This is a genomic window from Rheinheimera sp. MM224 (assembly GCF_947090785.1).
GTDB lineage: Bacteria > Pseudomonadota > Gammaproteobacteria > Enterobacterales > Alteromonadaceae > Pararheinheimera.
In genome coordinates, this window is the sequence record NZ_OX352320.1 from 4,529,447 (window position 1) to 4,552,717 (window position 23,271).

The following is a 23,271-nucleotide window of genomic DNA, read 5'->3' on the forward strand; positions in this document are numbered from 1 at the left end:
GATTATTTAGTGTTTTGCCATTTACCTGAACGTTTCATCGTGCCCCAGCTGCTTTTACTGTTACGCGCCCAAAGCCATAAACCTTTTAAACGCCACCAGGAGTTCAGTTGGCGATAACCAAAGTTTTCCAGCACCGCCATTAAAAATAACCGCATTATGCTGCGCCCCCCCGGATACACCGGATACGACATTTCTTCCAGCACCAGCGCTACTACAGAAATCAGTATGCCAAAACCTATAGTCACTACTAAAAAAGCCAATAAAGCGGCTGGGTCTAACCAACCAGCAAGCCAGGTAAACAACATAAAGAAATAACCCAGCACTTCCAGCGCAGGTCCTAAGGCTTCAAATAACAAGGCAAAAGGAAAAGCCAGCCAACCGACTGCGCCGGATTTAGGGTGAAATAACAACGACATATTAGCACCTAAGCTTTCCAGCAAACCACGCTGCCAGCGCACCCTTTGCTGTGCCAAAGTGGCCAAATCTTCCGGCGCTTCAGTCCAGCACACAGGGTCAGGAATAAAATAGATCCTGTATTTCCGGTTGTTCAGCCGCATATGTTTATGCATCCGCACCACCAGCTCCATATCTTCGCCTATGGTTTTATGCCGGTAGCCTCCCACTTCAATCACCAGATCTTTTTTAAACAAACCAAAAGCACCACTGATGATCAGTAGAGCATTCAAAGACGACCAGCCCAGACGACCAAATAAGAAACCACGCAGATATTCGACTATTTGCAATTGGGGCAATAGTTTGTTGGGTAAAGCCGCTTTTAATAACAAACCATCTTTTACCTGACAGCCATTGGCGATGCGTACAGTGCCGCCAGCAGCAATAGCGTCAGGGTCTTCCAGAAAAGGCCGGATAATGCGCAGTAAGCTGTCACGCTGCAAAATGGAGTCGGCGTCGACACCACAAAACAGCGGAAAACGCGACAAATTCACCCCGGCATTTAACGCATCGGCCTTACCGCCATTGGCTTTATCTATCACTTTTAAATTTGGGTAGCGGCTGGACTGATAAATGCCACGAATTTGCTGGCAAGGTAAACGTAATGGGCAAGTGGCTGATGACAAAGTTAAAGAAAAACTGTCTTTGAGCACCTGTAAAGTATCGTCTTTTGAGCCATCGTTGATGACGATCACTTCGTATTCAGGGTAGGTCAGTTGCAATAAGGACAAGACCGAACTGGCTATAGTTTCCTGCTCGTTGTAGGCAGGCACCAGCACAGAAATAGGGGTTAAAAAGCTGGCATAACTGGCTGGCAGCAGTTCAGTGCGTGCCGACTGAATATGACTGCGCATCACCAACAAAGCTACTAAATTCAGGATCAGGTAGCCTGCAGATAAACAGACAAAATAGCCGACCAACAGCCATTGTAAAGGTACCAGCCAGGGGGCAAGATCTAACTGCTGTATCCACTGATGCGTCAGATCTATCACCTGCTGTAACCAGCCATTCTCCATCAGGTTCTCCCTTGTTGCTGGCGCTGTTGTTCTTCCTTCACCTGCGACAAAATAGCAATAGCAAAAGGGTCCGTCAGTTGCTGGTGCCACAACTGTAGCTGTTCATTCTCAATACCGGGCAAGGCCATCAGGCTTTGGGCTGCACGATAACGTACCCACCAATTGGAGTCTGATAACATCTGCAGCAATAAAGACGCATCTGAACTGTCGCCTAGTCTGGCTAAAGCTTTGGCTAACTGCACCCGGACTTCCCACTGTGGATTACTCACCTGCTGACGTAATAATGGCAACAAGTCGGGGGACACTGCACTGGCAAAAGCTGTAGTCAGCAGTTCCATTTCATTTGGGTATTGCACTAAGGCGTGCAGGATCAGTGGCTGACTGTCGATGGGTGATAGAATATGCATTAGTTTGATCAGGCGCCTCAGCTCTTTAGCCGTAGCTTTTTCGGCGCACTCTGTAATGGACCTCACAACCAGATCGTGACGCAGGCGTACCAACAGACCAGCCAGTCGACTGACAGACCAATCATCCCGATGAATTTGACACAAAATCACTGGTAGTCCCAGCTTTGGATCTATGGCCAATAAAGCTCTGGCTGCCACCAATGAGAAAATAGTCCGTTTGTCCAATACATGAGGGATCAGATCAGCAAAAGCAGACTTCTCCTGCACTATGCCCAACGCCATAATAGCTGTGAGTTTTTTATCTGTGCTGTAACCGTGCAGCCATTGTTTCATCACCGGAATTAAATTCAGACGTTGCGCCAGTTCAGCCAGCCGGTTAGATGCACTTCCACGCACTGTTTGCTCAAGTTGCAACCATAGCTGCACCACAAAGCCAAAACGTTCAGCATCCAGCTCCGGCAAAGGCCCGGCATTATCTTCCGGCGAATAAATCCAGGAAAACAAGATAGGAGTCCATTGCTCAGTGGCTTGTTGACGGCTTTTATCACGCTGTCGTCTTTCATAATGCATAAAAAGGGTCAGTAACAGCAGCAACAGTGTCATCAGCAATAACACGGCGCTGCTGTACCACACCAATTGCACTATCACATCAGAGTCTGTATCGGACACCTAAACCCACCTCGGTTTTTTCATATAACACATCCTGTTCAGACCAACTCAGGTTGTACAACATGCTCCAGTCGTCGGCAAAAGAGAATTGGCCAAACAAACCGATACGGGTAACATCCATCACCAGAACACGATTTGGTAAACGTTCCAGCTCTTTACCTTTCACAAATAAGGCAGTGAGCGAATCCGTATCGTTAAAGTAATAACTGGTCTGCAGTACATGAGTATTAGCGGAGCCCGTATCTTCAGGTCTGGAGTGGTACAAAGTATAGGCATAACGCCATGAACCGCTGTAATGTTCGTTCATCAGGCTGTAGCTGCGACTGTCCTGCTGATCATCATTGGAAATCGCAATTCCAGGCGTCACGACCCAGCCTTTGGTCCACTGCCAGGCTAATTGATTGCCAACAGATAATTCAGGACGCACTCTGTTTTGTGGGCTATAAGCGGCTTGGCCCAACCAGGTCAGATTATCGCTGATTTTATAGTAAGCATCCGTCAGCCATTCCTGATCTTTTAAGTCAAAACGCTTACTGCGCTGCCAGCGTGCGCCCCAACCGTAATCTGCAGTCGCATGACGTAAACCAGCATAATAAAATGAGCCATCGGCAAAACTATCCGACAATTGTTCATAACCCGCTCCGGTTTCCAGTTGATAACTACCGGCAGCTATACAAACCGCAGGTAATAAAGCCGCAAGCATCAAGACAGAGTTTTTGCTCATCCCTGTTTTCCTATAAGACGACGTAAACGAGCGCTCAGTTCAGGCGGTTGAAATGGTTTGATCAAGTAATCATCAGCACCTTTTTTCAGCGCAAGCGCTATGTCTTCTTCACCCATTTTGGACGTCAGAATTAATACGGGTACCTTAGCCATTGTGGATTGATTGCGGATCAACTCCAGCAAAAACAAACCGTCAAAAAACGGCAGCATTAAATCCAGCACCACAGCATTAAAATCGCGACCGGACAACACCAACTCCTGCGCCTGCTGACCATCTTTCAGCCATTCCACCTGATAGCCATCACGTTGTAAAATAAAAACTAATAACTTGCCAATTAGTTCATCATCCTCAACCAGCAACACCGTTTTAGCACTCATCAATACCACTCCACAGATCCGGCTGTCCTCGCTACTTTCTTAAGCTAATTCGCCTGCTTGTTCAAGCTATAGAAAAAAAAGACATCTGTAGACCGCAAATAAAACGTTTGCACTATATTTTGTATACAAATTAATTTAATGTATCCAAAAATATCATTCAGGTGACATCCAATGTGGCGCGACTTTAGCTTATCAGCCATCGCTGCTGGTTTTGTGGCTGTATTAGTGGGCTTTGCCAGCTCAGTGGCTATTGTATTTCAGGCCGCCGCCGCTGCGGGCGCCGATCAGGCTATGATGGCATCCTGGATTTTAGCCTTGGGTCTTGGCATGGGCCTGACCTGTATTGGCTTGTCTTTGTATTTTAAAGCACCAGTACTAACGGCCTGGTCCACGCCGGGCGCTGCACTTTTAGTCAGTAGTTTGCAGGGACTCAGTTTGGCCGAAGCTGTTGGTGTGTTTATCTTCGCTGCCGCTTTAAGTTTGTTGCTTGGCCTGACTGGCTGGTTTGAAAAACTCAGCAATAAAATTCCGCTACAAATTGCCTCTGCCATGCTGGCCGGTATTTTATTTAACTTTGGTTTGTCGATTTTCACCTCCTTGCAGCAGGATTTATGGCTGGTTGGACTGATGTGTGTGACTTACCTGGTCAGTAAACAGTATCTGCCTCGCTACGCTATTCCATTGGTATTAGTGGTGGCCGTGCTTTATGCCAGTTTGCAAGGTCAACTCAGCCTTGCGCAAGTGCATTTTGACTGGCCAGCTCCAGTCTGGATTTGGCCGGAGTGGTCCATCAGCGCTTTAATAGGTGTAGGTTTGCCACTTTTTATTGTCACTTTAACCTCACAAAACATCCCGGGTTTAGCGGTGATTAAAAGCAGCGGTTACAGCCTGCCGGTGTCGCCACTGATTAACGCTAGCGCTTTTACCACTCTGGTGCTGGCGCCGCTTGGGGCCTTTTCTATCAATCTAGCTGCTATCACCGCTGCTATTTGCGCCAGCCCTGAAGCCCATGCCGACCCCGCCAAAAGATACAGCGCAGGTGTAGCTGCAGGTATTTTTTACTTATTGACCGGCTTGGCTGGCGCTGCAGTTGTTGCTTTATTTGCCGCCTTTCCAACCACTTTGGTCACTGCTTTGGCAGGTTTAGCTTTGCTTGGCACTATAGGCACTAATTTAGCCCTGACCACCCAGGCGGGGCCGCATAGAGAAGCGGCCATAGTTACTTTGCTGGTGACTGTCTCTGGCGTGAATTTTTTTGGTATTGCTTCTGCCTTTTGGGGTTTAGTGGCTGGATTAGTGTGCATGCTAGCGTTAAAACTGCCACAGAAAAAGGCAGTTTAATATGACCAAAGCCAGTTTGTATCAACAGTTAAAGCAGGATATTCGCCAGGGCCTTTGGCCAGCGGGTGCGGTGCTGAATCAGCAAAAGTTATCGGAGTATTATCAGGTTAGCCGCATTCCAGTGCGGGATGCATTACAGCAACTCAAAGCTGAAGCGTTATTGGTGATGGCAGGTAAAGCCAGTTTAATGGTGCCACCTTTAACAGCAACAGAAGCCGAAGAGTTGTATCAAATCCGTTTGCAGTTGGAGCCTATGGCGCTACGCCGTGCTTTTCCCCAGCTCAGTTTTAGTCTGCTTGGCCAGGCTGAAGATTTATTGCATCGAATTGAGCAGGATCAGAATTTATCTGCAGCAGACAGTGGCGCACTCAATTGGCAGTTTCACCTGATATTATATCAGGCAAGCAATTGCCCACATTTGCTGCGTTTACTGCACAGCCTGCACCAGCAGGTGGAGCGTTATTTAGGTTTTCAGGAAATCAGTCTGAATTACGCAGAGACCAGCCATCAGGAACATTGGCAATTGCTGGAGTTACTGCGCTCACAACAATTAGATGCTGCCGTAGCTTTACTACAGCAGCATATTCAACAGGCAGGTGAGTTATTGGTGGCTCACCTGCGTCTCTTAACCAAATAGTTGTTACCCAAAGTAATTGATGTTGCAGCGAGGCGACAAGAGCGTGAGACCCCCAGGAGCATAGTTTACCTATGTGCAATTGGGTTGAGGCGAGAACTCGCCAATCATGCCAACAACCATATGCCACAAACAACTGGGGCGAGAGCATGCAGTCAACAAAGCTGCAGCTTCAAGTACGAAGGGCTTATACCTTGCGACGACGCCAGAAGGCTAAACCTGCCAGAACCATCAATAAAGTTGGTGCTGAAGAGCCGCTGCTTGAACCTTCGTCTTTACCTGCCAGAGTATTTGGCACCGGATTCAGGTTTGCTGCTGTAGTAGGGCTGTCGTTAATCACGGTAATACGTTCAATGGTCACTATATTGGCTGCTGTAACAGGAACCTTATTCGCCAGATCTGCAGCTGTGTAATTGCGTACCGGTGCTTCTATAAAAGCGCCGCCCAGCACATACAGGCTATTCATGCTGTCAACAATAGACATACCTGTGCCCGTTACTACACCGAAGACGGTAAAACCATCGTTTTGTCTGTCCAGATTGCTGGAGTTGTCTTTGATGTTCACAAACCACTGATTAGTTCCACTGTGCGGAAGATTTGGTCTTTTTGCCATAGCCACAGTACCACGCACATTCGACCACTTTGGTTCGTTTTCTACCGGAGCTCGTTGCGGAATATCAATAAAAGGAGCTGTGTTATTGCCGGTGTAACGCTTACCGCTCTGAATAATGAAGTCTTTAACTAACCGCTGAAATGCAGAATTGTTATAAGAGCCATCTTTGACGTAAGTCAGGAAATTCGCCACAGTTTTTGGTGTAGTTTGGTCAAACAGGTTGATTTCAAAATCACCCATATTGGTTTCTACCAAAACAATAGTAGCGGCAGCGTTATGGCTGACAGCTAAAGCGGCGGCAAAAGTGGTCGCAAGTACAGATTTTTTCAACATGGTATGGCTCTCTGATTATAAAGTGCTCCGACTTTAATCCAAGAGCCCAAGCTCAATCCAGTTCCATTACAATTGGTAACGAACTAAACAACTTTGTTAACCCTTTTAGTTGCGGCCCCCTTAGCAGCAAAGCGTCTTTTTTTCTGATAAGCAGGCTTTTGTTGAGGGGCTGTTTTGGCGATTTCAGCGGACACCTGCGCATGTTGTACCAGACTGATAATTTCGGGCTGCAACTGCGCCATAAACTGAGGATAGTCTTGTTGTTGATGGCAAATCTGTTCCAGCTGAGCTTCCCATAAAGCGGTTAAATCAGGTGCTGTGATACGTGGCGGTAAACTTTGGATAAAAACCCGCCCCAACTGACTGGCCCGAACTTGTTTGCCCTGGCGTTGTAAATAACCCCGCTTGAAGAGCAACTCCAGAATACCGGCCCGGGTGGCTTCAGTACCCAAACCAGCAGTTTCTTTTAAAATACGTTTTAATTGTGGGTCTGTGACAAAACGGCTGATCCCCGTCATGGCTGCCAATAAAGTGGCATCGGTGAAATAAGCCGGTGGCTGGGTTTGTTTCGATAATAACTCAGACTGACCGGACTGCAACTGTTGGCCTTTGGTTAAAGGCGGCAAACTTTGTTGCTCATCAGCATCCTCGTCCTGATCTTCTTTCTGGCTGGCCTTATAAAAAGCCTTCCAGCCCTGAGACTGCACCAGCCTGGCCTGAGCTTTAAATAAACCTCCAGCAATTTTAATCAGCGCCTGCTGCTCCAGGTAACAAAATGGCGGGAAAAACTGCCACAAAAACTGCCGCGCTATCAGCCAATACAATTTAGCTTCAAAGCCATTCAGGCTGGCTGATTTCAGCGCTTTATCGGTAGGAATAATAGCGTGGTGAGCGGTAATTTTGCTGTCATCCCAGGCTTTACTGCGCAGGCACATACTGGTGTGCTGTTGCATCTCTGCAAGCTCTGGACTGTTCGCCACTATAGCCCGGCAGACAGCAGCAGACTGGCTAAATTGCTGCTCTGGTAAATGCCGGCAATCCGAACGCGGGTAAGTAATAAGTTGGTGACGTTCATACAATTGCTGACAGGTATCCAACACTTGTTGCGCTGTCATGCCGTAGAGTTTTGCCGCTTCAATCTGCAAAGCCGACAAACTAAAAGGCAAAGGCACGTACTGCTTTTTCGGTAACTGCTGCACTTGTTCTACCACAGCGGCTTGATGGCTGGTTTTGCGCTGAACCAGTTCTGCCAGTTCGCGATTGAGCACCCGGCCCTCTTCATCCTGATAAGGAGCACAAGCTTCGCTGGGTTGCCAGATAGCACTAAAAGGCCAGTCGGCTCCTGTTAAATGCGCCTTCACCTGGTAAAAATCACGGCTAACAAAGTTTTCGATTTGCAAATCACGTTGTACCACTAAGCCCAGCACCGGAGTTTGCACCCGGCCTACTGATAACACGCCCTGATAACCTTGCTTTTGACCATGTAAGGTATAAGCCCTGGTTAAGTTAATACCATACAACCAGTCGGCTCTGCTGCGGGCTAATGCACTTTGCGACAAAGGTGCAAACTCAGAATTCATTTTTAACTGCTGCAACGCCAGGCGCACAGCGGCTGGGGTTAAATCGTTTAACAGCAGTCTTTTAGTTTGTTTAAGTTTAGTTTGACTGACTTTGCTGTGTTGCAGCACTTCGTCGACCAGCAACTGACCTTCCCGATCCGGATCGCCGGCATGTACCAGTTCTGTCGCCTCTTTAATCAGTTGAGTCAGAATTTTCAATTGGGCTTTGCTTTGTGTTTTGGCCACCAGTTTCCACTGCTCTGGCAGTATAGGTAAATGCTCCAACCTCCAGCTTTTAAATACCGGATCATAAGCTTCTGGTTCGGCCTGTTCCAACAAATGCCCAAGGCACCAACTGACTTTGTCGCCATTACTAAGTTGCAGATAACCCTGTTGTTTTTGATGTGCTCCAAAGGCGTCGGCAATAGCGCGGGCCATACTGGGCTTTTCGGCAATATACAATCTCATCGGAAAATCACTGTATGAAAAAACAGTTGATTTAACCGCAGTTTTCCTAAAAAAGCAAAGGCTGGAGCATTTGTTTTCTGTCAGGCACGGAGTAAGCTAAGGTTTTGCCGGGAAAAACCGGAACCTGCTTTGGTGAACTGTCAGCATTGATTAAAATTTCAGCTCCAAGTTTAACTCTGTTGCGGATCCTTCTGCTGGCTCTTGCCTATTTTGTGTTCGGCCAGCTAGCTATCTTGCTGGCGATAGCGCCAGGTATGGCAACATCAGTATTTCCGTCTTTGGGTCTGGCTATTGCCGCCGCCTTGTTATGGGGTTACCCCATGTTGGTTGGAGCCTTTTTAGGCTCATTGGCATTTAAACTGGTTCAGCCTGACTGGCCAGAAGATTTAACCTGGCCTGATAAAATTATCTTTAGCATCAGCATGGCCACTATTACCAGCTTGACTGTCGCTTTTGCATACTGGTCCATTCGTCGTTTCGCCAACTTTCATAGCGCTCTGACCTTTGAAAAAAGCATTCTCTGGTTGTTTTTCCTGGCTGGCCCTTTGGCCTGCTTAATTAGCTCTACCTTCTCCACTTTGGTGTTATATCGCTATGGCATAGTCACGACTCACACTGCTGGGCTGAACTGGTTTACCTGGTGGGTTGGCGACATGATTGGGGTGATGATTGCGATACCGCTCGTGTTTATGGTATTCGCCAAACCCCGACCTTTGTGGCGTACACGTTGGCTGACCGTAGGTTTACCTTTGTTGGTCTGCACAGCCTTGGTTGTGGCTTTATTTGTACTGGCACGTTTTCAGTACAATCAAAGTTTGCAGCAAAGATTCTTTGATCAGTCAGAGCAAATCAGTGCCACCTTCCAGTTCAGAGTCAGTAAAGTGCTGCAGCAAATGCATATGCTGGAGCGGCTGTTTGCTACTCAGCCTGAGGTGACAGAAGTGATGTTCCAGCAGTTCTTGCAGGACTACCCCTGGCAGGAAGCTGGCGTATTATTTTTTGATTGGATAGAGCAAGTACCACATCAACAAAGGGCTTCAGTAGAGGCACAACTTCATACCAGCTTTAAAGAATATGCCAACCCAGGGGTCAGGCTTGCAGCACAACGCCCACATTACAGTGTGATTCGGTATATGGCCTCGGCCTCTGGCGATAAGTCTTTGGCCGGGCTGGATATAGCTGCAGATCCAACACGAAAAGAGGCCATGGATTATGCAATAGATTCAGGCAGTATCAGCATTACAGCCCCTGTACGGCTGGTCAGCGGAAATGCGGCCTTGATGTTTTTTATTCCCGTGTACCACAAGGGTATTATTCCAGAGAGTGTCGAAGATAAACGCAAACAAATCCGTGGTTTTATTTGTGGCATTTTTGAAACAGAGCAATTAGTACAGACCAGTTTAAGCCAATACGATACATCAGAATTCCATCTGCAAATCAGGGATTTAGGCACAGGATTATCTTATTACGGCTCAGTACCGGATTTACCGGCTCAGGCGCGTTATCTGACCTGGACCCGGCATTGGTCACATGCCGGACGCTCATTAGAGCTGCAACTGGTTCCCAGTAAATCCATGCTCAATCTGAATTCAGGCCAACAAAGCTGGTATGTTTTAACGGGTGGCTTGGTGCTGTGTAGCTTATTAGGTATTTTCTTGCTGGTACTGACAGGGCGCTCAGCACGCATTGAGCATTTAATCACTCAGCGCACCAAAGAGCTGAGCTCGATTCTGGATAACGCTATTGAATCTATTGTGATAGTGGATCAACAAGGGTTGATCGAGCGGATCAACAAAGAAACCACCTTACTGTTTGGTTATGCGATGCCGGCGCTTTTACGTCAGCCAGTCAGTAAGTTATTGGCGTGTTTGCCTGAACATAAAAATCATCAATTGTTGCAACCCTTAACTATAGAGCAGCTGAATTTATGGGTGGGTCATACCGTTGAAGTCACGGGGCTGGGTGAAGATGGCCAACAAATTCCACTGGAAATGGGCTTAAGCCGGGTCGATACCGCAGATAAACATTTGTACACCCTGATGCTGCATGACTTACGTGAACGTAAAAAAATAGACCGAATGAAAAGTGAGTTTATCTCAACCGTCAGCCATGAACTGCGTACCCCCCTAACATCGATTAACGGCTCCTTAGGCTTATTGGCTGGTGGTGTAGTTGGTGAATTACCCTCTGCAGCGCAACAGCTGGTGCAAATTGCCAAAACCAATACAGATCGACTGGTAAGGCTGGTAAACGATATTCTGGATATTGAAAAACTGGAGTTTGGTCAGCTGAAATTACAACCGTCAGAAGTAGAAATTTCAGCTTTATTACAGGAGGCCAAACTGCAAAATCAGGCCTATGCCGATAAGTATTTAGTGCGGCTGGATTTAATTACATCACCAGATGCCATGCCAGTTTATCTGTATCAGGACAAATTTCGCTTGCTGCAAATTCTGTCGAATTTAATCTCCAATGCCATTAAATTTTCGCCCAGTCACTCTGTGGTGAAATTGAGTTATCAGGTAAAAGAAGGTCAGTTGGTGATACAGGTCAAAGATCAGGGGGCCGGTATAGCAGAATCTTTCCGTAGCAAAATTTTCCAAAAATTTGCTCAGGCCGATAGTTCAGACAGCCGCAGTAATCAGGGGTCTGGCCTGGGTTTAAATATCAGCAAAACTCTGGTTGAAATGATGCAGGGCACTATCAACTTCGAATCAGAAATGGGCAAAGGCACCTGCTTTAGCCTGACTTTTCCGTATTACCAACAACTAAGTCGTCACGAAAAAACACCGCTGCAGGATTAATAAGCTTGTATATACTCAAAACCGCTGTGCCACTTAATCACATAACAAAAAGGTAAATCCATGAAACCTATCTATAAACTCAGTCTGACCGCTGTGTTGGTCAGCTCTGCCTTACTACTGACCGCTTGTGGCGAAAAAGCCGCAGATCCGGCAGAAACCAAAGCTGTTGCCACCCAGGCTACAGCTGAAGAAGCCAAAGCTTTTGTCAAAGCGGCCGGAGATGAATTCAGCACTTTATTGCTTGAAGTCAATCGTGCCGACTGGATAGCATCGAACTTTATCACCGAAGATACCGAAGCTTTATCTGCTGCTGCAGGCCAGAAGCTGACAGAAATGGTGGTGCGTTTAGCGAATCAGGCTGCACGTTTTAATGACACAGAAGTGGATTACGACACCCGCCGTCAACTGGACAAATTAAAGCAGGCACTGACTTTAGCAGCGCCGCAGGACAAAGCCAAAACTGAAGAGTTATCCGGCATTGTCGCCAAATTAAATGCCATGTATGGCAAGGGTAAGTACTGTAAAACACCGGATAATTGCCTGGATTTAGGTCAGATGTCCAGCACTATGGCAAGCTCACGCAGCTATGACGAACAACTGGAAATGTGGACTGGCTGGCACAATACAGCTGCACCTATGAAGCCTATTTATGTACGACAGGTGGAACTGGCGAACGAAGGTGCCAAAGAGCTGGGTTATGCCGACACAGGAGCTATGTGGCGTTCAAAATACGATATGGACCCCAATGCCTTTGCGCTTGAGCTGGATAAACAATGGGGCGCAGTCAAACCTTTATACGACGCTTTGCATTGCCATGTACGGGCTAAGTTATCGGAAAAATACGGTGCCGACAAAGTGCCACTGAACAAACCTATCCCTGCACATTTGCTGGGCAATATGTGGGCGCAAAGTTGGGGCAATATTTATGATTTAGTAGCACCAGCAGATGCCGATCCGGGCTATGACGTCACCAAGCTGCTGGCTGACAAAGGCTATGACGAGCTAAAAATGGTCAAAGGGGCTGAAGGCTTTTTCACCTCATTAGGTTTTGCGCCTTTACCTGAAACCTTCTGGACCCGTTCTTTATTTGTTCAGCCTAAAGACAGGGATGTGGTGTGCCATGCATCAGCCTGGGATTTAGACGCCAAAGACGATTTACGTATCAAAATGTGTATTCAGCGCACTGGCGAAGAGTTTTCAGTGATCCACCACGAACTGGGGCATAACTTCTACCAACGTGCATATAAAAACCAGCCGGTGTTTTATCAGGAAAGTGCTAATGATGGTTTCCATGAAGCCATTGGCGACACCATAGCCTTGTCAGTCACGCCAAAATATTTGCAACAAATTGGCTTACTGGAGCAAATTCCGGACGAGTCGAAAGATATTGGTTTATTACTGAAACTGGCCTTGGATAAAGTGGCTTTCCTGCCTTTTGGTTTGTTAGTTGACCAGTGGCGCTGGCAGGTATTTTCCGGCCAGGTAAAACCAGAGCAATACAACGAAGCCTGGTGGAAATTACGTGAACAATATCAGGGTGTGGCAGCGCCAATCGCCCGCACAGAAGCAGATTTTGACGCTGGAGCTAAATACCATGTGCCGGGCAATACACCTTATACCCGTTATTTCCTCGCTCATATTCTGCAATTCCAGTTTCACAAAGCTTTATGTGAAAAAGCTGGTGACACAGGCGCTATTCACCGCTGTTCAATCTACAACAGCAAAGAAGCAGGTGCTGCATTAAACGAAATGCTGGAAATGGGTTCAAGCCGCCCATGGCAGGAAGCTTTAGCCAAATTAACAGGCAAACCAGAAATGGATTCCAGCGCCATTCTGGCCTATTTTGCACCGTTAAAAACCTGGCTGGATGAGCAAAACAAAGACAGGCAGTGCGGCTGGTAACAGCCTTTTAAAATCCTGCTGAGACAAGTTACAAAACCTGTGTAGTTTTACAAAAGGAGCATCAGCCCGCGCTATTGTTCCTTTTTTCTCTTATAATTTCAGACAATTTCACTTACTATTTCCGCGCAACTTTTCTACGCCACATTGTAATCCAAATGTAATTTCACCCTCAATTTTTGCTGTTCACACTTCCGTCTTAATTCACTTTTCCCTTATGCAAGCCATACGGAATCAGGCTTGGGTTATTTCCCGGAAAAACATAAACCCAAAACAGAAAATTACAAATAAGAACAAAGACAAAACAACAGTTAACACATTGATTTTGATCACATTTTATTAATTTGACACCTTGTATTTTCTTGTATTTAGATGGGGTCAACTTGTATACACAAGTTAAATAAAATCCCAAAAAAGGGATGATGTACACCTATAAAAAAGAGCCGTTCAGGCCAATCCATGGCCAGTTCTGACTCACTAAAAATAGCCGGACTGTTTGCGCTGTTCCGGTAATCCAGATCTATGTTAGGGAACTTTTATGCGACAAATCACACCTTTTTTATTGGGTGTTGCATTCAGCGCTGTCAGCTTTGGCAGCGTGGCAGCACCACCGGAAAATTTCGACCTGAATGCCATCACCAAAAGTATTTATAAAAAACATCAAACTACGCCTTACCAACTTGCTGCAACTGAAAACAACCCACTCCCGGTTTTCAGAGGCTACCCTTCCCAATTTGATAGCCAATTAGGCAGCAGCACCTTTTTGTGGGTGAAAACGCCGGTTAATGCCAATCAGAGCCAGCAGAAACTATCGGCAGAGCAGCTCGCCAGACAAGTGATCCAGCAACAAGCTCTGTTAGGCGTCAGCAAAGAAAGTGCAGCACAAGCCAGACTGGTTGAATTACACGACACAGGCAAAGGCCCACTGATTGCCCGTTTTCAACAGCAATATAACGGCCTTGATGTCTATGGCCGTAGCCTGAATGTGCTGATGGACAGGCAGCTGAATACTTCGGCTATTTCCGGCTATTTTGCAAAAACCCCGACCCAACAAGCCAAAGCAAGCAGCAGCTTTGCTTTATCAGCGACAGAAGCTGTTGCCAAAGCTTTTGCTGATATGACAGGACAAAAGCTGAGTCAGAAACTGAAGCAACAATCCGTCACAGATCAGATCCAGCGTTTTCAGACTTCAGGCCAACCACAAGGCTGGGCCTTAGTCGGTGAACCCAGCGCTAAGCCGCTGTACTACAGCCTGAACGATAACCAGAACAGCCTGCTCGCTGCCTATTATGTTGAAGTGCTGGCCGCCAATGACGCGGAGCAACGTGGTTTTGGTTATGTGATCGATGCAAGTACAGGCCGGGTGCTGGTGCGTAAAAACCAGATTTCCGATCTGGAAGCCACCTACAGGGTTTGGGCCGACAGTACTGGCACTAAAGCCCCTTATGACAGCCCTTTAGGTAATGAGTTATTGCCAAGCACCTCACGGGATCCGTCACAAGCTCCGGCCCGGACTCCAGCCGACACTCAACTGGTCACGCTGAAACACGGCCCTATCAGCACTCAGGATCCATGGCTGGCTGAAGGCGCTACAGAAACTGTGGGCAATAACGTTGATGCCTACCTCGATCTGGCTGGTATAGACGGTTATGACCCGGTACTGGGTGACAAAAGAGCGCCTATGACTGCAGCAGGTGTTTTTGATCACCATATAGTGGCCGATGGCAATCCAACCACAGAATCTGCCCGTTTAGGTGCCGTCGTCAATCTGTTTTATATCAATAACTGGATGCACGACGACTGGTACGACAATGGCTTTAACGAAGCCTCCCGTAATGCTCAGCGCACTAACTATGGCAGAGGCGGTTTAGAGAACGATCCTATTTTTGCTGAAGGTCAGGATGGTGGCGGTCGTAATAATGCCAATATGTACACCCCGTCTGATGGCACCAGACCACGGATGCAAATGTACCTGTGGGATGGTCCGGTACAAGGTGAAGTTAAGGTAATTAACCCGGCAGAACTGGGGCCTTATGCCTTTGGAACAGCAGTCTATGGCCCGGAAACTTTTGCAGTGGAAGGCGACTTAATTGCAGTGGATGACGGCACTGACAATAGTCTGGACGGTTGTGAAGCTCCTTTTGCCAACGCCGCTGATGTAGCCGGAAAACTGGTACTGATTCAACGGGGCAATTGTAATTTTGTCACCAAAACAGCCAATGCTCAAAGCTCAGGCGCTATAGGTGTAGTGATCGCCAACAATGTGGCGGGCGAGCGGCCGTTATCTCTGGCTGGCGCAGATGACAGTATTGAAATTGGCACTTTGTCTATCACTAAAGAAGCGGGTGACGAACTTCAAGCCGCGCTGACCCAAGGCCAGGTTCGCCTGAGTCTGAAGCGGGATGCCTCTACCGATTACGACGGTACTGTGGATATCGGCATAGTGGCGCACGAGTTTTTCCATTATGTCAGTAACCGTCTGGTGCATAACAGCCAGGGTCTGGTCAATTTACAAGGCGCCGCTATGGGCGAAGGCTGGAGTGACCTGGCCGCGCTGCTCATGTCAGTTCGCCCTGAAGATAAACTGGTGGCAGGCAATGACAAGTATCAGGGTCCTTATGGTATAGGTCAGTATGTATCCCACAACACCTATTTTGGTATACGCCGCGCACCTTACTCTACAGATTTCTCCGTTTACCCTATGACTTTTAAGCACATGGGCAATGGCGAGTCTCTGCCAGAGACCGCACCACTGGCTTTTGGTCAGGACGGCGCAAACAATGCTGAAGTACATGCGACAGGTGAAATCTGGACCAATATCCTGTGGGAGTTTTATGCATCTTTGCTGAATGACCCACGCTACAGCTTTGAACAAGCCCGCGAGCGGATGCAGGATTACCTGATCGCCAGCTTAAAAATGACACCGGACGCCCCTACTTATCTGGAAGCCCGCGACGCTATTCTGGCGGTTACAGCGGCCACAGACGAAAAAGACTGGCAACTAGCGGCTAAAGCTTTTGCCAAACGAGGCATGGGTGTTGGTGCCAAAGGACCTGACCGCTGGACTGAAACCAATGAAGGTATTGAAGAAAGTTATATAGCTCAGGCTGCTGGTTTTGATGTGGTTTCGATCAACACTGATTACGGCTATGACAATGGTGTCGAAGGCTATTGCAGCAAAGACGGTATATTGGATGAGGCCGAAACTGCTTCAATCACTTTTACCATCCAAACCTACGGCACGGACAATCTGACTCAGCCTTTGCAGGCCCAATTGAGTTCAGACGCCGACATCAGTTTTGCCAATGAAGGAAAACTGGTAATACCTACTCAATTAGGTCCACAGCAACAACGCACTATTACGACCAGCTTCCGACTGAATACGGCAAGTACAGGCCAGCCGGTAACCATCAACCTGAGTTTCACAGACCCAACTGATGCCAACCATACCGTGATACCGGCTGGGACTATCAAACTGGACAGTTATGTCAATTTCGATCTGGCCCCCGAGCGACAAGTGGATGATCTGGAAACTCCTGCAGCCAGCCAGAATGACTGGCAAAGGGTATTAAACCCGCTGATCCCGGATTGGCAGGTGCAAAACCCGGATGGAAGCAACCACTACTGGCATGGTCCTGATTTGCCTTATGGCGCAAAAGTCAGCCTGACCACACCAGAACTGCAATTGGTTCCGGGCGAAGAATTGGCACTTAGTTTTGACCATTGGTTTAGCTTCGAATATGCAGGACAAGCAGACGGAGTGGAATACGGTTATGACGGCGGCGTGCTGCAGGTCAGTCTGGATGGCGGCTCCTTTACCAATGTCGACCTGTTGGGCGGTAGCTTCATCGAAGGCGGTTACAACGGTGTAATGCTGGATATTTACGGTGGTATGCCCGCGTTTATCGGTAAAACTAATGAAGAAGGCCAGATGCAAAAAACTGTGCTGAGCATGGGTTCTGGCCTGACGGCTGCCACAGCGCGCTTCCGTTTCTTGTCAGTGTCTGATGGTGTAGTGGGCGATATCGGCTGGATGGTGGATAACATCAGTATCAGCGGTATCAGTAATCAGCCATTCAGCAAAGTGGTCAGCAATGCCGCTGGCTGCGATGCCAGACCAACTTATGTCAAGGCTGGTGCTGATTTTAGCGCCAAAGAAAGAGCGCAAGTGAAACTGGACAGTCAGGTGCTAGACAGAGACGGCACAGATCAACTGCAAAAACAATGGATCCAGACCGCTGGCCCACTGGTCACGCTAAGCAGCACCACCAGTCTGACACCTGAATTTACCGCACCTTCAGTCGACAGCACCACAGTGCTGCAATTTAAATTGCAGGTCAGTGATGGAGTCTTGACTGTGGATGACAGTGTGCAGGTCAGCATTGAACCCGTCGCTGAAACTCCGCCTCCACCGCCACCTGCTGCTGATGTGAAAAAAAGCAGTGGTTCAGGTAGCCCATTCAGTCTGGCGGCTGCATTAGTACTGCTGGCATTGCGCCGCAGCAGAATAGTTTTAGCCTCTTTGTTAAAAACTCCAAAAGGAGTCAAATAATGATTCGATTTACCCCAGCCCGCAGCACCATTTTTGCATTAAGTGCATTGGCGTCCGCTATGGCATCACAAGTTCTGGCGTCTGATGCTCCGGTATTACTGCAACGCCCTGAACTACGTAAAGAACAACTGGCACCTGTTGGCGTTATTGTGAAGTTTAAAACCAATCATCAGGTCACAGCTTTTCACTCTGGTACCACCCAAAAACAACACAGCAGAGAGGTCCCTCAAGTCTCTGCTGAAATGCAGGCCCTGTTGGATGCAGCCGGAGCCATTATCACTGCCAGCTACCCTCTGTCAGGTTTAGTGGTCGTTAAATCAGAACGCCCTGTCAGTCAGGTTATTGATGCACTGCAGCGTTCCGGTGAAGTTGTGTACGCCGTGCCTGATTATCAGCGTCAAATGCAAAGCACTTTCCCCAACGACGAGTTCTTTTCCTGGCAATGGGGCCTGCATGATGTTGCCCAGTATCAGCCGTTGGTACGACTCTTTGGTTTGGGTGACCGCGATATTAACGCCCCTGAAGCCTGGGATATCCGGACAGATGCATCCAATGTACTGGTGGCCGTACTGGATAGCGGTATTGATTACAGTAACGAGCGAGATCTGAGCGACAACATGTGGCGTAATCCGGGAGAAATTCCGGATAACTGGGAAGATGATGACAATAACGGTTATGTCGATGATATCTACGGTATAGCTCCGATAGATTTCTCCAGTGACCCGGCGGACACCAGCAGTCACGGTACTTTAGTGGCGGGTATTATAGGAGCCAAAGGTAACAACACCAACTACGGTGCTGGTGTGGCATGGAATACGCAACTTATGGCCCTGAAAGTGGTTGGCGGGCGCTTTAACACCACTTCAGATTCCGCCATTATTGAAGCCATTGAATACCTGGTTCAGACCAAAACCCGCCTTGCACTGCCCAGAGTGATTCTGAATATCAGTATTGGTGGTTTTGAATACAGCGAAGCCGTACATCAGGCCCTGGCTTCAGCCTCAGAAGCCGGTATTCTGATTGTTGCAGCGGCAGGGAACAATGATCTGGATAACGGCCATGTGACTTTTTACCCGGCAACAGACAGCAGTGACAATCTGATTTCAGTAGGTGCTGCAGCTACCAGCTATCTGGGCAAAGAACAGTTCAGCAACTACGGCTGCTCTGCAGTGGATCTGATGGCGCCTGGCGAGTGGATCCTCGGTCCTATTGTGGGTAGCGGAGTGGCTATAGATAGAGGAACTTCGTACTCTGCAGCTTTAACTTCTGGTGTAGCTGCTCTGGTATGGGCAGAACATCCGGACTGGGACTGGAGTCAGGTAAAAAGTACACTGATGAACAGCAGCCTGCCATCAGCCGATATGCAAGGCTTATCCATCTCTGAAGGCATACTCAGAGCAGATAAAGCGCTGAGCTATCAGGGAACTACGCCTTCGGTCTGGCACGTCACACCATCACTGATCCGCCCGGGTTCTGAGCTGGCTATTCAAGGCCGTACTTTTGGTGTTATCAAAGGTGAGGTCATAGCCTTAGTGAACGGGCAAGAAGTACCCCTGGTGGTGTCTGAATGGGCCGATCAGCAAATCAAAGTGCAATTGCCTGAACAATTCCCTTATGGCTTAGCGTCCGTCAAGGTCAAAGCCAGCAACAGCCAGTGGTCGGGTCAAAGCTGCATGCATGTTTCTGATTCAGTTGAACAAGCCGGCTCTTTAGCCACGCCCCGAGCTGAAGCTGTCACAGTGCAACTGGATGACAAAGCCTGGATTATCGGCGGCAGGACGCCTTTTGGCGCAACAGCCACAGTGGAACAGTTTGATCTGAAAACAGCCCAATCAACCAGTGATACCAGCTGGATGATGCCCATCCCAACCAGAGCAGCTTCTGCTGCCGCACTGAACGGGAAAATTTATGTCGTAGGTGGTATGGACGATAAAAAAGCACCACTGGCTGATCTGCAGGTGTTTGATCCAAAAGCTGGTAGTTGGAGCAAAGCCAAAGCCATGCCTGAAGCTTTGGCGTACAGCAGTGCTGTGGTGCTGAACGACAAGTTGTATGTGTTTGGTGGTTTAAAACAAACCCAGTTTGATCCTGAAGCTGGTGATTACACCCAAACAGCCTACCGTTATGACCCTACGACAAACATTTGGTCCAGTCTCGCTCCTATGCCACAAGCCTTCTGGGGCGGCGCAGCCACCTTAGCACCAAACGGAGAAAGCATAATTGTATCAGGTGGTTATGGTGCTGCAGGACTGTTAAAACAGGTGCAGCTGTATAACCCACGAGCCAATAGCTGGAGTGAGTTACCCTCAATGCTCAAAGGCAGAGCCCGCCATAGCATGATCACCTATAACGATGTGGTTTATGCACTTAATGGTGCCGGCGAAAAACTGCTGGGCAATAAAGACGGAGAATACTTGCTGGATGGCGGCTGGCGCCAGGCCACCGAAGCATCTATAGGACTGGCAGGCGTGTCTGCTATTGCCTACCAGGATAAAGGCTATATTTTTGGTGGAGAAACTTTTGTGAGTTATGGTGGTTTATACGAATATATACCTTCCCAACAGATTTTAAGTTTTGATCTGGCGGACAGACCTGTACAACAACCCACACCTCTGCCAGTACCACAACCAGAGGCCAATAACAGCCATAGTGGTTCAGCAGGTTTGTTCAGCTTGTCTTTATTAACACTAGCTATGGTTCGTCGACGTAAAACCAGTCTGGCTGCAGCTTTAGGTTTAATGGCGTCAGCTATGCCTGTATTGGCGGAACCTGCAAACACTACGCAACCTTCCCCTCTGGCGCGTCACAGCAGCGCAGAGCAGAGCGGCGCTTTGATTGTTAAGTTTAAACAAAACCAGCATGCAGCCTTAAGTAAGGCGACTTCAGCCACACTATCAACCGAAAGCCGCTCCACACTGAGTAGTATTAAAGCTAAAGTCAGTCAAAGTTATGCTCACTCGGGTATGGTGCGGATCACCACCTCAGTGCCACAGGCGCAAGCCATCGAAGAGTTAATACGTAGTGGTCAGGTAGAATTTGTTGTGCCTGACTATCAACGCAAACCGTTCAGCACAGCCTCTAACGATACTAACCTCACAGCTCAATGGGGCCTGGACAATACAGGACAGGTCATCAATGGTGATTATGGTTTGATTGACCAGGATATCAATGCGCCAGAAGGCTGGTCTGTCGCCACCAACGCCAACAATGTCATAGTGGCGGTGTTGGATGATGGTATCGACTTAGGCCATGAGGATTTAGCCGATAATATCTGGACTAACCCGACTGAAATACCGGGCAATGATCTGGATGACGATAAAAACGGCTACGTAGATGATGTCTACGGTATAGATACCTTTGCCGGACACGGACTGGAATATTACGACGACAACACCGGATATCATGGCACCTCGGTTGCTGGTGTGATTGCCGCCAAAGGCAATAACGGTAAAGGTATAGCGGGCGTAAGCTGGTCCACTCAGCTGATGAATCTGCGCGCTATGGACAGTATCTTTTTAGGCAGGGATTCCAATTATGTCGAAGCCATTGAGTACCTGATTGAGACCAAGCAACGGCTGCAACTGCCCAGAGTAATACTGAATGCCAGCTGGGGCGGACATCAATACAGTCCGGCTTTACTGGCGGCTTTTCAGGCAGCTGAGCAAGCGGGCATCCTCATAGTGGCTGCAGCTGGTAATTATAGCCAGGACAATGATAAAAGCCCTATGTACCCGGCATCCTTCCAGTTAGACAGTATGGTTTCTGCAACGGGTTTAGCATCAGATGCTGAAGGTGTGAGTTTTGGCAGTAGCTTTGGTTGCTCCTCAGTGGATATTGCTGCACCTTCTGAGGCCATATTAACCACCACTGCCCGTAACTTATTGTCTGAGTTTAAAGGCTATGGCTATTCGTATGGCACCTCTGTATCGGCAGCCTTTATCTCAGGTGCAGCGGCTTTGGTGTGGGAAAACAATCCTTATGCCACGGCTTTGGATGTAAAAGCTGCTTTGTTAGCTGGCAGCCAGAAACAGTCTGGGCTTGAGCAAAAATCTGTGTCTGAAGCCATGTTAAAGCTGGATTTGGCCTTAGCAGTACCTCAAGGTCAATCCGCTTTATGGCATGCATCTCCTACAGCTGCAGGACCTGGACAAGAGGTAGCAGTCCGTGGTCATAAGCTGGGATCCACCGCAGGCAAACTTGTATTACAACAAGGTGATAAAGCAACTGAGCTGGTGGTAAAAAGTTGGTCTGACACTGAAATTGTTGCCACTGTGCCTGCAACTGTCGACTACGGCAGCGGTCATTTAGTAGCTAAACCTGCTGCAGGCCCGGTCAGTAATACCGCTTGTTTTGCTGTAGCGCAACGGCCAGTGCAAATTGCAGAAATGGCAGTGCCGCGCGCTGATACAGCCTATGCCCAAATTGGCGATGATCTATGGGTGTTAGGTGGAACTACTTACTACGGCCCTACAGCTCAGGTGGAAAAATTTAACCTGAGCAGTAAAAAATCAGTGACGGATTCAGCCTGGATGGCACCTGAAGCTCTGACTTATGCTGAGGCTGTAGTGCTGGGTAAAAAAATCTATATGCTGGGTGGTTTTGATCAGGATCACCAGATATCCGATAAGGTCTACAGCTTTGATACTGACACTAAAACCTGGCAACTGGTGACTCAGCTGCCGTCGGGATTGATGCTGGCATCAGCTGCTGTGGTGCAGGGGAAAATTTACGTGATAGGAGGTAATCAGCGGGTGTTTCCACCAGAGCTGATGGAAGATATTTCCTCCGCTGTGCATATTTACGACCCTGTTGCAGATCTGTGGTCTGAAGGCCCTGCTTTACCTGTGCCTGTAGCCAATGCGGGTATCAGCGTGGATGAAACAGCAGGTACTATCACAGTGCTGGGCGGTTATGTGATGACCTATGACTATGACTCTTTCCCTGCCAGCGCAACTGTGCAGCAGTTGAATACAAAAACAGCGGAATGGTCAGAGTTACCTGCGATGTTAAACCCACGCCATGGTATGGGTGTGCTCAAACATAAAGGTGAAATCTACAGCCTGTTTGGTGTAGGTGATCCGGAACTGGGCAACTGGGCTAACGGCGAACGCCTGGTGAATGGCAGCTGGCAGCTGTTTTTCTCTGGCTCGCGGCATTTGTCTATGCCAGCCGTTGCCAGCAACAGCCATTCGGGTTTTGTCTTAGGTGGTTATGACAATGTCTATACTGCCAATTCACAAATCTGGCAGTTTGCTTTACCAGGAGCTGTGGCCGAAACGCCACCTGTCAGCACTCCACCAAAACCACAGCAGCCACAACCTGTGGCGACAACAGGCAGTAGTGGCAGTCTGGCCTCTTCCTACCTGCTGTTTCTGGTGTTGCTGGCTGGTTTCAGAGGATGGACAGGCCGTAAATCGTAACT

12 protein-coding genes are annotated in these 23,271 nt (G+C 48.2%); 6 read left to right on the forward strand and 6 right to left on the reverse strand.

Going from position 1 to position 23,271, the window contains the following annotated elements; all coding sequences use genetic code 11:
- Positions 1-2: 2 nt before the first annotated feature.
- Genes OM978_RS21015 through OM978_RS21030 form a run of 4 tightly spaced genes read right to left on the reverse strand, consistent with a single transcriptional unit; the run spans position 3 to position 3,646 of the window.
- Positions 3-1,469 carry a glycosyltransferase family 2 protein gene (locus tag OM978_RS21015; RefSeq protein ID WP_264344373.1) on the reverse strand — a complete coding sequence of 489 codons (1,467 nt, stop codon included), beginning with the start codon at positions 1,467-1,469 and terminating at the stop codon, positions 3-5.
- Entirely contained in the window at positions 1,469-2,545 is a 1,077-nt protein-coding gene (locus OM978_RS21020; RefSeq protein WP_264344374.1) for a HEAT repeat domain-containing protein, read from the reverse strand. The genes OM978_RS21015 and OM978_RS21020 overlap by 1 nt, the downstream gene beginning before the upstream one ends.
- Positions 2,526-3,269, reverse strand: coding sequence for a YaiO family outer membrane beta-barrel protein (locus tag OM978_RS21025; protein ID WP_264344375.1), 744 nt, complete (start codon positions 3,267-3,269; stop codon positions 2,526-2,528). The genes OM978_RS21020 and OM978_RS21025 overlap by 20 nt, the downstream gene beginning before the upstream one ends.
- Complete coding sequence (locus OM978_RS21030) at positions 3,266-3,646, reverse strand: response regulator transcription factor (protein WP_264344376.1); 381 nt, start codon at positions 3,644-3,646, stop codon at positions 3,266-3,268. The genes OM978_RS21025 and OM978_RS21030 overlap by 4 nt, the downstream gene beginning before the upstream one ends.
- Positions 3,647-3,817: 171 nt before the next feature.
- Here OM978_RS21030 and OM978_RS21035 point away from each other — a divergent pair, with 171 nt between their 5' ends.
- Together OM978_RS21035 and OM978_RS21040 are read left to right on the forward strand one after the other, a co-directional pair.
- On the forward strand, positions 3,818-4,987 hold the full coding sequence (locus tag OM978_RS21035; protein ID WP_264344377.1) for a benzoate/H(+) symporter BenE family transporter: 1,170 nt from the start codon (positions 3,818-3,820) through the stop codon (positions 4,985-4,987).
- A 1-nt stretch (position 4,988) separates the two neighbouring features.
- Positions 4,989-5,624 carry a GntR family transcriptional regulator gene (locus OM978_RS21040; RefSeq protein ID WP_264344378.1) on the forward strand — a complete coding sequence of 212 codons (636 nt, stop codon included), beginning with the start codon at positions 4,989-4,991 and terminating at the stop codon, positions 5,622-5,624.
- Positions 5,625-5,808: 184 nt separating this feature from the next.
- On the opposite strand, the gene OM978_RS21045 is transcribed toward OM978_RS21040, so the two are convergent.
- Complete coding sequence (locus OM978_RS21045; protein WP_264344379.1) at positions 5,809-6,567, reverse strand: peptidylprolyl isomerase; 759 nt, start codon at positions 6,565-6,567, stop codon at positions 5,809-5,811.
- A gap of 83 nt (positions 6,568-6,650) precedes the next feature.
- Complete coding sequence (locus OM978_RS21050) at positions 6,651-8,594, reverse strand: DNA topoisomerase III (RefSeq protein ID WP_264344380.1); 1,944 nt, start codon at positions 8,592-8,594, stop codon at positions 6,651-6,653.
- 212 nt (positions 8,595-8,806) lie between these two features.
- On the opposite strand from OM978_RS21050, the gene OM978_RS21055 reads away from it, so the two are divergent.
- The 4 genes from OM978_RS21055 to OM978_RS21070 all read left to right on the forward strand — a co-directional run bounded on the left by OM978_RS21055 (position 8,807) and on the right by OM978_RS21070 (position 23,269).
- Positions 8,807-11,398 (forward strand): CHASE domain-containing protein, encoded by a 2,592-nt coding sequence (locus OM978_RS21055; RefSeq protein WP_413691247.1) that lies wholly within the window; start codon positions 8,807-8,809, stop codon positions 11,396-11,398.
- A 60-nt stretch (positions 11,399-11,458) separates the two neighbouring features.
- Complete coding sequence (locus OM978_RS21060) at positions 11,459-13,300, forward strand: M2 family metallopeptidase (RefSeq protein ID WP_264344382.1); 1,842 nt, start codon at positions 11,459-11,461, stop codon at positions 13,298-13,300.
- Between the two features lie 535 nt (positions 13,301-13,835).
- Entirely contained in the window at positions 13,836-17,849 is a 4,014-nt protein-coding gene (locus tag OM978_RS21065) for a M36 family metallopeptidase (protein ID WP_264344383.1), read from the forward strand.
- The gene (locus OM978_RS21070; protein ID WP_264344384.1) at positions 17,849-23,269 is read left to right on the forward strand and encodes a S8 family serine peptidase; all 5,421 of its coding nucleotides are present in this window, start codon (positions 17,849-17,851) and stop codon (positions 23,267-23,269) included. Before OM978_RS21065 ends, OM978_RS21070 begins: the two co-directional genes overlap by 1 nt.
- The last annotated feature ends 2 nt before the right edge of the window (positions 23,270-23,271 follow it).

Coding starts and splice junctions, on each gene's coding strand:
- OM978_RS21060 (WP_264344382.1), top strand. CDS start 11,459: ATGAAACCTATCTATAAACTCAGTCTGACCGCTGTGTTGGTCAGCTCT.
- OM978_RS21035 (WP_264344377.1), top strand. CDS start 3,818: ATGTGGCGCGACTTTAGCTTATCAGCCATCGCTGCTGGTTTTGTGGCT.
- OM978_RS21040 (WP_264344378.1), top strand. CDS start 4,989: ATGACCAAAGCCAGTTTGTATCAACAGTTAAAGCAGGATATTCGCCAG.
- OM978_RS21030 (WP_264344376.1), bottom strand. CDS start 3,646: ATGAGTGCTAAAACGGTGTTGCTGGTTGAGGATGATGAACTAATTGGC.
- OM978_RS21070 (WP_264344384.1), top strand. CDS start 17,849: ATGATTCGATTTACCCCAGCCCGCAGCACCATTTTTGCATTAAGTGCA.
- OM978_RS21050 (WP_264344380.1), bottom strand. CDS start 8,594: ATGAGATTGTATATTGCCGAAAAGCCCAGTATGGCCCGCGCTATTGCC.
- OM978_RS21025 (WP_264344375.1), bottom strand. CDS start 3,269: ATGAGCAAAAACTCTGTCTTGATGCTTGCGGCTTTATTACCTGCGGTT.
- OM978_RS21015 (WP_264344373.1), bottom strand. CDS start 1,469: ATGGAGAATGGCTGGTTACAGCAGGTGATAGATCTGACGCATCAGTGG.
- OM978_RS21065 (WP_264344383.1), top strand. CDS start 13,836: ATGCGACAAATCACACCTTTTTTATTGGGTGTTGCATTCAGCGCTGTC.
- OM978_RS21045 (WP_264344379.1), bottom strand. CDS start 6,567: ATGTTGAAAAAATCTGTACTTGCGACCACTTTTGCCGCCGCTTTAGCT.